This window comes from Mucilaginibacter angelicae (assembly GCF_042434235.1).
GTDB lineage: Bacteria > Bacteroidota > Bacteroidia > Sphingobacteriales > Sphingobacteriaceae > Mucilaginibacter > Mucilaginibacter angelicae.
The window spans coordinates 130376-143615 of the sequence record NZ_JBHLTS010000078.1 but is presented as its reverse complement, the minus strand read 5'-3'; the positions used below and the strand labels follow the sequence as shown (position 1 = coordinate 143615).

Annotated in this window: 8 protein-coding genes; all 8 read left to right on the top strand. The window is 44.2% G+C overall.

The genetic code is table 11. The annotated features are described in order from the left end of the window. The first annotated feature begins 65 nt into the window (after positions 1-65). The 8 genes from ACFFGT_RS28825 (at position 66) to ACFFGT_RS28790 (ending at position 13224) form a co-directional block, all read left to right on the top strand. On the top strand, positions 66-2405 hold the full coding sequence (locus tag ACFFGT_RS28825) for a GH92 family glycosyl hydrolase (RefSeq protein ID WP_377025981.1): 2340 nt from the start codon (positions 66-68) through the stop codon (positions 2403-2405). A 120-nt stretch (positions 2406-2525) separates the two neighbouring features. Continuing rightward, positions 2526-3911: an SGNH/GDSL hydrolase family protein gene (locus ACFFGT_RS28820; protein WP_377025980.1), complete on the top strand. Its 1386-nt coding sequence runs from the start codon at positions 2526-2528 to the stop codon at positions 3909-3911. Positions 3912-3926: 15 nt separating this feature from the next. Continuing rightward, positions 3927-4757: an alpha/beta hydrolase gene (locus ACFFGT_RS28815; RefSeq protein WP_377025979.1), complete on the top strand. Its 831-nt coding sequence runs from the start codon at positions 3927-3929 to the stop codon at positions 4755-4757. 287 nt (positions 4758-5044) lie between these two features. After that, entirely contained in the window at positions 5045-6796 is a 1752-nt protein-coding gene (locus tag ACFFGT_RS28810) for a RagB/SusD family nutrient uptake outer membrane protein (protein WP_377025978.1), read from the top strand. A 23-nt stretch (positions 6797-6819) separates the two neighbouring features. After that, the gene (locus ACFFGT_RS28805) at positions 6820-7263 is read left to right on the top strand and encodes a DUF5004 domain-containing protein (protein ID WP_377025977.1); all 444 of its coding nucleotides are present in this window, start codon (positions 6820-6822) and stop codon (positions 7261-7263) included. A 24-nt stretch (positions 7264-7287) separates the two neighbouring features. Further along, positions 7288-8295 carry a DUF4961 domain-containing protein gene (locus tag ACFFGT_RS28800; RefSeq protein ID WP_377025976.1) on the top strand — a complete coding sequence of 336 codons (1008 nt, stop codon included), beginning with the start codon at positions 7288-7290 and terminating at the stop codon, positions 8293-8295. 95 nt (positions 8296-8390) lie between these two features. Further along, on the top strand, positions 8391-11489 hold the full coding sequence (locus ACFFGT_RS28795; RefSeq protein ID WP_377025975.1) for a SusC/RagA family TonB-linked outer membrane protein: 3099 nt from the start codon (positions 8391-8393) through the stop codon (positions 11487-11489). A gap of 28 nt (positions 11490-11517) precedes the next feature. Next, positions 11518-13224, top strand: coding sequence for a RagB/SusD family nutrient uptake outer membrane protein (locus tag ACFFGT_RS28790; RefSeq protein WP_377025974.1), 1707 nt, complete (start codon positions 11518-11520; stop codon positions 13222-13224). The last annotated feature ends 16 nt before the right edge of the window (positions 13225-13240 follow it).

Genomic DNA, 13240 nt, shown 5'->3' with positions numbered 1-13240 from the left:
TTTGTCGATAATAAATCACAGTTTCGGCTTGCCAGATCTTAAACCATAAAACCGGTACAACTATTATGAGCATAACTACGTTATCAGCCTTAAAAAAATGTTTAATAACCGTATTTGCCACGGGCTTGTCGCTTGGTTCGGCAACTGTGCTGAAAGCGCAAAACGCGGCTTCTTACGTTAACCCATTTATAGGTGCCAGTACAAGTGCCGATGGGGCCGGGGTTTATCATGGCTTGGGTAAAACTTTTCCGGGTGCTGCCACACCTTACGGATTGGTACAGTTAAGCCCTAATACCATAACCGGAGGCGACAATGGCTCAGGCTACAGCTACGAACATAAAAGTATTGAAGGCTTTGCCTTTACCCAAATGAGCGGCATTGGCTGGTACGGCGACCTGGGGAACTTTTTGGTGATGCCTACAGCCGGACCAATAAAGACCAGTGCCGGCAAAATGGGTACTACGGGTATTGGCTACCGCTCAGCTTACGACAAAAGCAGCGAAAAAGCATCGGCCGGGTATTACAGTGTTCAGTTAACCGATAATAATATTAAAGCCGAAGCTACCGCAGCGCCTCACAGCGGTATATTACGTTTCACTTTTCCTCAAAACAAGCAGTCGCGCATTCAGATAGATCTGGCCCGGAGGGTAGGGGGAACATCAACATTGCAATATGTAAAAGTTGTTGATGACCATACCATTGAAGGCTTTATGAAATGCACACCTGATGGCGGCGGCTGGGGCAATGGTGACGGTCATGCTGATTATACGGTATATTTTTACGCGCAATTCAGTAAGCCGCTTAAAAACTATGGCATTTGGAGTGCTGAGATCCCTGACGAGTGGAGCCGCAAGCTGGATGATGTTACCGGCGATAAATACCAGGAACGCGTAGCTCATGCCGAAATAATTAAAGGCCTGAAAGAAAAGCAGGGAAAACATCTTGGTTTTTATACTGAATTTGCCACTAAGGCCAATGAGCAGGTATTGCTCAAAGCAGGCATTTCATTTGTGAGTATAGCCGGTGCCAAAGCTAATTTACAAACCGAAATAAAAGACTGGAATTTCGACGCAGTACACCAGCAAACCGTTAACCTATGGAACAATGCTTTATCAAAAGTAAGTATCCAGGGCGGAACGGCCGAGCAAAAAACGGTGTTTTATACTGCGCTATATCATACTATGATCGATCCGCGGATTGTGAGCGACGTTACAGGGCAATATATGGGCGGCGATGGCAAGGTGCATCATACTACTACTTTTAAAAAACGCACCATTTTTAGCGGATGGGATGTTTTCAGAAGCCAGATGCCTTTACAAACCATCATCAATCCATCGTTGGTTAATGATTTGGTTAACTCGTTGGTTACGCTTGCTAACGAAAAAAATAAAGACTATCTGGAGCGTTGGGAGTTGTTGAATGCCTATAGCGGCTGTATGCTTGGCAACCCGGCCGTAGTTGTCATGGCCGATGCTTACGCAAAAGGCATCCGTAATTATAATGTTCCAGATGCTTATAAATTGGCTGTAGGCACGGTTGAGAAATTTGGTAATGGCGATAAAGGTTTTACTCCCGGCAATACCAGCATCAGTTATACACTTGAATATGCCTATAATGACTGGTGTGTAGCGCAATTGGCAAAAGGGCTTAATAAACCTCAGGATGCCGATAAATACGCGATACGTGGTGAAGCCTTCAAAAATATTTTTGATACTGATAAAGGCTGGTTCAGGCCGAAAGATAGTACCGGTAACTGGCTGCCATGGCCTGCAGAAGGGCGTATCAAACAGTGGTATGGCTGTATTGAGAGTAATCCTTATCAGCAAGGCTGGTTTGTACCGCAGGATGTAGATGGCATGGCTAAACTGATGGGCGGTCGTGAAAAGGTAATTGCCGATCTGAATAACTTGTTTGAAAAAACACCTGATAACATGATGTGGAACGATTACTATAATCACTCCAACGAACCTGTACATCATGTACCCTTCCTTTACAATCGCCTTGGTGCACCATGGCTCACCCAAAAATGGACGCGGGAGATCTGTCGTCGCGCTTATAAAAACTCTGTTGAGGGCCTGGTTGGTAATGAGGATGTAGGGCAGATGTCGGCCTGGTATGTGCTGGCTGCAAGCGGTTTACATCCGGTTTGCCCCGGCGATACGAGGCATGAAATCACAAGCCCGGTATTTAACAAGGTAACGCTAAAGCTTGATCCTAAATATGCTAAGGGTAAAACGTTTACCATTATTGCCAATAATAATTCGGCAAAAAATATTTACATACAAGAGGCAAAGCTTAATGGCAAGGTCTACAATAAATGTTATATAGACTATAAAGATATCACCGCAGGCGGTACACTTGAATTGAGCATGGGAGCAACACCAAATAAAAACTGGGGGATCTGATAATTTAGGGTATGAGAAAAGATGAGGCTGATTTTTTAAACAGAATTGCTAAATCGATTTTATAAATATTGCCTGTATTTTGAATTTATTTTTTGCTGAACACATTATAATTAACAGTTAATGAAAAAGTTGATTTTATTATTAGTACTGATAGCAACGCGGGGAGCAGTAATTGCCCAAAGCATAGCTCCATTTCACGCCGGCGACAGGGTGGTTTTTGTTGGCAACAGCATTACCGATGGGGGCCATTACCACTCGTACATCTGGCTGTATTACATGACACGGTTCCCCAATATGCGGATAACCTGTGTTAACGCGGGCATAGGCGGCGATGTAGTAGGGCAGATCAACGATCGTTTTGAGGATGACGTATTCAGCAAAAAACCGACTGTGTTAACCCTCACCTGGGGTATGAACGATACCGGCTATTTTGAATGGTACCGCGCCGATGCCCAGGATGTTATGGATAAAAGGATCCAGGGCTCATATGACAATTATGCGCTGCTGGAAAACAAACTGAAGCAACGTCCCGACATTGGTAAGATCTTTATCCTCGGTTCTCCTTATGACGAAACCAGTAAGTTCTCCAACAAAAACATTTATCCTAAAAAAAGCGCTGCTTTTTCAAAAGTGATAGATTTTCAGCGCGATGCTGCTAAAAGGAATAATTGGGGCTATGTTGATTTTTATCACCCTATGACAGAGATCAACCTGCGTGAGCAAGCCAAAGATTCAACTTTCAGCTTAACGCCTAATGACAGGGTACACCCTGATAATGACGGACACCTGGTAATGGCCTATCTTTTCTTAAAGGCGCAGGGTTTCAGCAACAAAGTGGTGGCTGATGTAGCTGTGGATGCTAAAAGTAAAAAGGCTGTTAAGACAATTAATTGTAAAGTGAGTAATGTAACCTCTTCGGCAGATTCGGTATCGTTCAACTACCTCGCAAATTCACTGCCTTATCCTATTGATACTATTCCGCGTGGTTGGGGGAACCGAAAAAAACAAGCGGATGCACTTAAGGTTGTGTCCTTTACCAAAGAAATGAACCGGGAATTGCTTGCGGTTAAAGGATTAAAAACTGCCAATTACGATGTACTTATCGATGGCGAAAAAATGGGTAGCTGGTCCGCCGAGCAATTGAGCACGGGCATTAACATGGCCGAGATCACTATCACACCTCAATATCAGCAGGCTATCCAAATCAGGGAACTGAACGAGGAGCGCTGGGACATTGAAAGGCGTTTACGGATGTACGTATGGATGCAATTTGACTTTTTGAAGGGCAAAGGCTTGTTATTTCACGATACCAATGCGGCTATGGATACCATAAGCAAATACGCCAAAAAGGACATTTTTGTTAACGGCAATAAAGACAATTATACCCGTGCCCGTTACAAAAGCCTGCGTGATGCATGGCAAAAAGAAATGGACGTACTTACCGATCAGATCTATGCGATAAATAAGCCGCAAAGCCATCGCATTACCATAATCGCCTCAAAATAAAATCACTATATACAAATGGATATTAAAAAGTTATTCTTTATTCCGTTATTTATTGGCCTTGCTGCCTGCTGTTTCAAAGCTGCAGCAGCAACGGTTGATACGGTGCTGACCCACAGTACCGCAATGAACAAGGATATTAAGGCGGTGGTAATTAAGCCTGCCGACTATTCAAATACCAAAAAGTTCCCGGTACTTTACCTGTTGCACGGCTTCAGCGGTAATTACAGCGACTGGATAAAAAAAGTCCCCGCTGTTGCCGGCCTGGCAGATACCTATCATTTTATTGTAGTTTGTGCCGATGGTGATTTTGCAGGCTGGTATTTTGACAGCTCAATAGTTAAGGATTCGCAATATGAAACCTATGTAGGTACGGAGCTGGTGAATTGGGTTGATAAACATTATTCAACCATAACCGATCGAAAGGGGAGGGCTATAACCGGTTTAAGCATGGGCGGCCACGGTGCTTTGTTTTTAGCTTTTAAGCATTTAGATAAATTTGGTGCAGCCGGCAGCATGAGTGGTGCGGTTGATATCAGACCCTTTCCGGATAGTTTTGGCATAGAACGCGTTTTGGGTAAATACAGCGAACACCCGGACAGGTGGGAGCAAAACAGTGTGGTGAACCTCATTTACCTGTTAAAGCCAAACTCGCTTGCCATTACATTTGATGTTGGATATGATGATTTTCTTTACCAGGCAAACCAGGAACTGCACGAAAAACTGCTTGAGCGCAAAGTACCGCATGATTATACCGTGCGGCCGGGAGCGCATACCTGGGAGTTTTGGGGCAATTCCATCAACTACCAGGCATTGTTTTTTAGTCGTTTTTTTAACGGGATAAAATAGGTAGGACTTCTATAATAACAATTACAACATTTTCAACCGATTGTAAATGTTGTAATTGTTAAAATTCAGGCTTATAAATTGCAATTTTGGAAAATATAAAAAAATAGCGCGAAAAATTTGCTAAATCGTTTTTATAAACTATATTAGTGTCAGATTTCAACATCTGAATTATAAACCAATTAATAAATAGTTTTTAAACTTTAGCTCCCGCAGTTTAAAATATAGAATTGCTAAAACGATTTTATGTCTTCTCTCTGTCGAAGCGTGATGTTAACTAACCCTATAGTATGAAAAAACTTTACTTCAAAGTTCTTGCTTATTCGGTTTTGGGGGGCTTCCTGTTTTTTACTTCGTGTAAAAAGGATGGTTTCCTGGGGCAAACACAAACATCAAATCTCACCGAAGGAACGGTGTTTACCGATAGCGCCAATACCGTATCATTTTTAGCCGGTATTTATAGTAACGTTGGTTTCAGCGCGGCGGCAGGCAGGTTTACTTACGGGCCAATACTTTCTCCCACGCCTAACGGTGGTATCGATGCCGCATCCGATGAAGCCGAGGTATCTGCTTCGGCAGGTTCAACTGCGCTGGCCTTCGAAACCGGTACCATCAATGCGGCCGTAGTTACTGACGATGCTTATAAAACCTGCTATACTAATATCCGGTCGGTAAATCAATTACTTAAAAACTTGCCCAAGGCGCCCATCAATAACTTTGTTAAAACACAAATGAAAGCTGAGGCACGATTTTTACGTGCATGGTATTATTCCATATTAGTAAAACACTATGGAGGCGTTCATTTGCTTGGCGATAGCATTTATACCTATACCGATAAGATCCCTGCAGCCCGCAACACTTATGCCGATTGCGTAAACTATATCCTTGCGGAATGTGACGCAGCCGGACAAGATCTGCCTACTGTACAATCTGGTGTAAATTATGGCCGTGCATCCAAGGGGGCTTGTCTCGCTTTAAAATCAAGGGTGTTGTTGTATGCCGCAAGTCCGCTGTTTAATGGAATGTCGATAGGCGAAGGGAAGACTGTTGGATTGGCTGGCTATCCGGACAATGATCCTAAACGCTGGCAATTGGCTGAGCAGGCTGCTGCTGCGGTTATCTCAACGGGAATGTACAGTTTAAATGTAGACAATGCCACAGCCCCCGGTTTCGGTTTTCAAAAGCTGTTTACCAAGCGTGTAAATACTGAATATATTTTTCAGCTCATGCGCCCAACGGACAATGTGGATCTGGAGAACTTATGGCAACCACCAACCCGTACCGGTAAAAATGGCGCGTTTCCTTTACAAGGACTGGTAGATGCTTTCCCGATGAGCAATGGTAAAGCTATAACCGACCCAACATCAAATTACAACCCTAACGATCCGTATGCTAACCGGGATCCACGCTTGAATTACAGCATTATTCATGACCAAACTCCTTTACAAATCAGGCTCTCGTCGGGCACATCGCCTATCAATATTTTTGTTGGCAAATACAACGGAAATACAACCGGGCCCGATGCCGTGCATGTTGGCACTTCTACCGGATACTACACCAATAAAATGCTTGATCCGGCTGCAGTGGCGAATGATTTTGAGCACCGCACAGCCCGTTGCCTTCCGCTGATCCGTTATGCCGAGATCCTGTTGAACTATGCTGAGGCCGCTAATGAGTATGAGGGCCCTACAGCCCAGGTGTATTCAGCAGTTGAGGCCATCCGCCAAAGAGCCGGTTTAAATCCATATCAGTTACCAACAGGTTTAAACCAGGCCGAAATGCGCGCGGCTATTCAAAATGAACGCCGTATTGAGCTTGCTTTTGAAGAACACCGTTTCTGGGATGTGCGCCGCTGGAAAATTGCCGACCAAACTGATAACATTACTACTAAGGGTATGGAAGTTGATCGTGACGGTGCTACCGTAGCATACAAACAGTTTGATGTGCGCAAACGCAATTTCCGTAAAGCGATGTACCTGTGGCCTTTCCCGCAAAGCGAAGTAGCCAAATCGCCTGAACTGATCCAGAACCCGGGCTATTAATCATTGACATAAATAATATTGATATGAAATATAATTACAAAGCAAAACGGTTTTACCTGCTGCTGATGATTGCCTTGATAACGGCATTATCATCATGTAAAACCGAAAAAATAGTACCCGGAAGCGAGGCCCCTAAAGATATCAAAGGTAACTGGCGGGTAATTAAAGCTACCCGTAACGGTACCGACTTAACCTCTATTATTGATTTCAGCCAGTTCCGGATCAACTTTACCGATAAAGGCTATACACTGGTGAACAAGCTGCCTTTCCTGGTAAGCAAGGATGGCGCTTTTGCACTTGATGACCCTCAATATCCTTTTAAGATCACTTTTACTGCTACGGGCGATAAACCGGTTTCAACCGCTTTTACCTATCCCATAGTAAATGGCAAAAGGCAGCTTAGCATAACATTCAGTCCCGGCTGCACAAATAACAGCTATGTATATGTGCTTGAAAAAGCCAATTAATAAACCAAAAGCAACAGATAAATTATGAGATCATATTTACTACATATAAAAGGTAAAAATTTATGGAAGCTGTGTGCTTTGGTGGTGCTGGGTATTGCTTTGGCCTGCTGCGGCGAGCAGATAACCAGTGTTGATCAGCCTGCTACTGCTACCGTAGGCTCGGTTGTGCCGATAACTGTTCACTGCGATATCCCTACCGCAGGCGATGGTGGTCCCGATTACCTCATTTTTGGCTTTTTAGTACCTAAAGGCTGGAAGGCCGCACAAAATACTACTATAAATTACACCAGTAAACAGGGTAACGGAACTATGTCCCTGGTACCCGACGGTACTTTACCCAAAAATGGCGGTGGCCTTACCTGGCCGGCCTATATGAAAAAAACATTAGGCAACGGCGGTAACCTTATCGACGATATGGAATGGGTTGCTTATCAAACGGATAAGGCGTACAGCCATACCGGCGGGGTGGAGTTCATTGTTGACCTTAACATCAAAATAAAAGTTGGTGCCGATAACAACAACATGCTGGTAAAACTGGGCTACACCATCACTGACAGTGGCAACGGTTTTACGAGCGACGGTAACGGTACCTATTATAGTGCGTTGCTTGGTAGTAACTGTTTTGAGGTAACCGGCGGCAGCGGCGACCTGGTTGACTTCTGCAACCCACAGCTTACTACTATTGACCCGCCGAAATCATTGGATAATGATTTTGTGACTTTAACTTTTGACGGTACAGTTGCCGAAACCGATTTAAAAGGCGAGAGTGAAGTTTACCTGTGCGCAACGGCCTATACAAGCGATGGTAAAACGATAAACGTTTGTGAGCAAACCACTAAAACGCTGCTGAAACAAACTACGGCCACCAGTAAAAAATATCAGCTCACGTTTTGGCCAAGATCATTCTTTAATGCGGGTGATGCACAAACCATTACAAGAATGGAGTACTTCCTGACCGACAAAACGGGTAAGAAGAAAGTAGGCTATGGTAATACAGACGCCCCCTTCACCTACACATTTAAATGCGGTTAACCAGTAAATAAACTAAACGGCAGATGCAATTAATCAATCTGTATTTGCTAAAACGATATTTAAATTTTTTGCCAACAATTTTAAACCTAAAAAATATGGCTTATTGCTACATAAAGAAATGCTTAACAGGTATCACGCTGTTGCTGCTGCTGCTGGCCAAAACCAGTTATGCAGCTGTACAGCAGGATACTACCAGGGAGGCGCCTGCACGCCCCGGCCAGGTAAGCGGTATTGTGCTCGATGAGTACGGTAACCCGCTGCAGGGCGTTAAGGTAATCAATAAAGGGAAAAATACTGCGTTAACTACGGGTAAAGATGGCGTGTTTGCCATTAATGCCGCTAAGGGGGATGCACTGGTTTTTACCGCCGCAAATTATAATGCCCGTGAGGTTACTGTACGGAATGCGACCAAACTAACGGTAAGGCTTCTTGATACTTATATAAAAGCGCCTAAAACCATAAATGCGCTTTATGATACCATCAGCACATCAAAAAATGTGGGCGCCATATCAACCATTTATACCAACCAGCTTACTACTACACCTTCAACTTTATATACCTACGCTTTACCCGGACAACTCCCCGGCTTATACACCCAGCAATACAGTGGCTTTGCCGCACCGCAAACCGGCGTGCAAACTGTAAATGATTTTATTGGGGCGGTTGTACAGCACAATAACTATTCGGCTAATGATAATAGCGAGTTTGGCCTTTTTTTAAGGGGACAAGCGCCGATAACTATTATTGATGGTGTTCAGCGTGAGATAGCATCGCTTGATCCGGAAAGTATCGAATCTGTTTCAGTTTTAAAAGATGCACTTTCAAATATTATGTTGGGAATCAATAGCTCACGCGGTACTTTATTGATCACCACTAAACGCGGGCAGCCAGGTACGCCGCATATTTCATTCACGGCACAAAGCGGGATTCAGCAGTCTTTGGGTTTACCCAACCCGCTGCCTGCTTATCAGTATGCATACTTATATAACGAAGCATTACAGAACGACGGCAAACCTGCTCTTTACAGCGCCGCCGACTTTAATGCCTACCGTAACCATACCGACCCTATAAGGCATCCGGATGTTAACTGGTTTAAAACTATCCTTCGCGATAACTCACCCATGACCAGTTATAAGCTTAACGTTAACGGTGGTACCCAGGTAGCGCGATACAGCATTTCGTTAAACTATCTTGATCAGGCGGGGATGTTCAAAACGGCGGCGTCTGTGCCATACAATACCAATAATGATCTTAACCGTTACATCATCAACTCCGATCTGGCGGTTAACGTGACCAAAAAATTCACTGTCGACCTGCAATTGTTTGGTCGTATTCAGCAAAGCACACAACCGGGAGCAGGATATGGAAACATATTGAGTACGCTTTATAGCTTGCCAAACAATGCTTATCCACTTTACAATCCAAACAATTCATTTGGTGGTACAACCACTTATACCAATAACCTGCTGTCGCAAACTGAATTTTCGGGCTATCAGCGTACCAGCAGCAATGATGTACTGGCCAACCTCGACCTGAATTATAACCTCAGCGGCATAACTCCGGGCTTATCGGCAAAGGCAAAAGGCAATCTTGCTTTTTCATCGCAAAGCTTTTTAAACCGCTCCCTGCAAAACAATGCTTATTCCTTTAATGCCGATAGTTCTTATTCGGCAGTAGGCTCATCTGTTGCGCAAAGCAATTCGTTCAGCACGGTTTCAAGCGCCCGCTATTCGTTTGCCCAGGCATCATTCAATTACGACAGGACTTTCGGCAAAAGCAACATAACCGGTATTGCGCTGTATGATGTACGTTCGGTTGTGTTAAACTATGACCTTTCGCAGGTAACAACAAACCGCGCTTTAAAAGCAGGTTATAATTATGATGGCAAATACTTTATTGAAGCAGCCGCCAACAGCAGCGGTTACAACCGATACCCGCCGGGCAACCAATATGGTTTGTTTTATGCAGGTGGCATAGGATGGCAAATGGGTAAGGAAGATTTTATTAAAGATAACTTCAGTTGGATAAATGCCTGGAAATGGCGCGCTACCTATGGTAAAACCGGTAATAACAACGTAGATAATTACGGCTATTACAACTTTTTGCAAACCTACGGTGCCACAAATGGCTATTCGTACAGCACGGGCACCTCAAAAAGCCCTGTACAGGGAGTTTACGAAAATACACTTGCTAACCCTTATATCCGCTGGGAAAAAGCCCGCAAACTGGATATCGGTACAGATATCTCCCTGTTTAATAACCATTTCAATATCACCGGCGATTATTACCACGACAGGTATTATAACCTGCTGCAGGTGCGCGGTAACAGCATTGCTTTGCTTGGTACCGCTTATCCTTACGAAAATTTAGGCATCAACCTTTACAAGGGCGGCGAGCTTACTTTAACCTACCAAAACCATATCCAAAACTTTAACTACTTTATTTCGGGCAATGCATCAATCCAGGCGTCTAAAATTATTTTTAGCGATGAAGAGGCTTATCCTTACCCATGGCTCAGGCATACCGGCCGCTCACCCAATGCCATTTATGGTTACACAGCCATTGGCTATTTTAAAGATGCGCAGGACGCAGCTACCAGCGCCACAACTACCGGCTACACGGCCCAGGCAGGTGATGTAAAATACAAAGACCTTAACGGCGATCACATCATCAACCAGTTTGATGTTTCGGCTATTGGCGGTAACCGGCCACTGGTTTATTACGGCTTTTCGGGAGGGTTCAATTATAAAGGTTTTAGTTTGAGCTTCTTGCTGCAGGGTGTTGCCAACCGCGAGCTGATGTTCAATAACTCGCAGGTGAATGGCTTTGCCGGTGTTGGTTTCCTCGGGCTTACCTACAGCGGACAAGCTTACGAAACCATTTTAGGCCGCTGGACACCTGAAACCGCTGCTACAGCTACTGCGCCGCGCTTATCATTGGGTAACGCCAATAACACTGCTAACTCAACACTGTACCTGCGTAAAGGTAATTATGTAAGGCTTAAAAATGCCGAGTTAGGCTATAACCTGCCTTATGAGTGGGCACATAAGCTCAGGTTATCGGGTTTAAGGGTGTTTGTAAATGGCGAAAACCTGTATACACTATATGGTTACAAAGATTTTGATCCGGAGGTTTATGGCACTGCTTACCCAATTCAACGGGTATTAAATGCCGGTGTTAACATTAAGCTTTGATTTTGGCCATCATAAAAATATTACGATCATGAAGAATTTCAACAAAATAATTTTAGCGGCCGCCGGCATCCTAACCATAATGGCTGGCTGTAAAAAATATGAGCAGTTCCCGGTTGATAAAGTGACCATCAATTACGTGTTTGATAAAAAGGATTCGTTGGGTACCAATGCCCAGATGTTTCTTTATGGGATTTATGCAGCACTGCAAAACGGCCATAACAGGGTAGGCGGTGATTATCTTGATGCAGCGAGTGATGATGCTATGTCGTCGGCATCGGGTGCATCAAATGTGGTTACCATTCTTTCAACGGCATCTTACAACTCCTACACTATTCCCTCTGATGAAAACCTTTGGGCATATTATTATGCGGGGATCCGTAAGGCAAACGAGTTTGTAACCAATATCGATGTGGTGCCGGTAATGGCTAAATACAACGGCTACTCCATGAAATATGTATGGAAAGGCGAGGCACGTTTTTTAAGAGCGTTGTACTACTTTGAATTGGTTAAACGTTACGGCGGCGTTCCATTATTGGGCAACAAAGTATTTACCATAACCGATAATGTATCCCTGCCCCGCAATTCCTTTGCCGATTGTATTAAATACATCGTGAGCGAATGCGACGCTATTAAGGATACCCTGATGACCGCCCCGCTGAGCAACCCCAATGCCGATTATCACCGCCCAACTAAAGGTGCGGCCATGGCTTTAAAGGCGAAGGTGTTGCTGTATGCAGCAAGTCCGTTGTTTAACGGGCAAAATATTGATGCCTCCAATCCGCTTACAGGTTATACTGATTTCAATGCCGAAAGGTGGGCTCAAGCCGCTGCTGCGGAAAAGGCGGTGATGGATTTGAATGCTTATTCGTTGCTGCCCAGCTTTAAAGATGTATTTCTGACCCAAAACAGCACTGAAAATATATTTATCCGCCAAACTGATAATTCATCATCAATTGAAACCACTAACGGGCCAGTGGGATTTACCGGCGCAGTAGGCAAGGGGCAAACGAGCCCAACGCAGCAGTTGGTTGATGCCTATCCTATGAAAAGTGGTTTGGCTATTACCGACCCTGCATCGGGCTATAACCCGGATAACCCTTACATAAACCGTGATCCGCGCTTAACTTATACAGTGCTTTATAACGGCACAAGATGGCTAAACTCCGATTTGCAATTGTTTGAAGGCGGCATCAGTAAACCTAACGGTTCATTACAGCAAACCAAAACAGGTTATTACATGCGCAAATTCATGGGCAATTTTGAAAATACCAACGCCTATTCAGCCCATGTTATAGACTGGCAGATCTTACGCTATGCCGATGTGGTTTTAGGTTATGCCGAAGCACTCAATGAATCGGCCGGGGCTACTGCCGATGTTTATAATGCAATAATCAGTATCAGGAAGAGGGCAGGGATTGATGCCGGTACCGGTAATTATGGACTGAAGGCTGGCATGACCAAGGATGAAATGCGCGCTATCATTCAAAACGAAAGACGTCTGGAAATGGCCTTTGAAGAGAACCGCTATTTTGATATCCGCAGATGGAAAATTGCCGGTGCGGTTATGAACCAGCCACAAAAGGGGATAAGCATTGTAAAGATTGGTTCCAGCCTTACTTACAACGTGGTGAACGCACTTACCACCAAATTTGAATTGCCCAAGATGTACCTGTACCCGATACCTTATGACGAGGTTTTGAAGAACCCGAATATGAAACAAAATCCAGGATGGTAGTCTCAAACCTCTGTCA

What these genes read in the sequence shown, in the direction of transcription:
- ACFFGT_RS28825 (WP_377025981.1), top strand. Translation starts at nt 66, where the DNA reads ATGAGCATAACTACGTTATCAGCCTTAAAAAAATGTTTAATAACCGTA.
- ACFFGT_RS28820 (WP_377025980.1), top strand. Translation starts at nt 2,526, where the DNA reads ATGAAAAAGTTGATTTTATTATTAGTACTGATAGCAACGCGGGGAGCA.
- ACFFGT_RS28815 (WP_377025979.1), top strand. Translation starts at nt 3,927, where the DNA reads ATGGATATTAAAAAGTTATTCTTTATTCCGTTATTTATTGGCCTTGCT.
- ACFFGT_RS28810 (WP_377025978.1), top strand. Translation starts at nt 5,045, where the DNA reads ATGAAAAAACTTTACTTCAAAGTTCTTGCTTATTCGGTTTTGGGGGGC.
- ACFFGT_RS28805 (WP_377025977.1), top strand. Translation starts at nt 6,820, where the DNA reads ATGAAATATAATTACAAAGCAAAACGGTTTTACCTGCTGCTGATGATT.
- ACFFGT_RS28800 (WP_377025976.1), top strand. Translation starts at nt 7,288, where the DNA reads ATGAGATCATATTTACTACATATAAAAGGTAAAAATTTATGGAAGCTG.
- ACFFGT_RS28795 (WP_377025975.1), top strand. Translation starts at nt 8,391, where the DNA reads ATGGCTTATTGCTACATAAAGAAATGCTTAACAGGTATCACGCTGTTG.
- ACFFGT_RS28790 (WP_377025974.1), top strand. Translation starts at nt 11,518, where the DNA reads ATGAAGAATTTCAACAAAATAATTTTAGCGGCCGCCGGCATCCTAACC.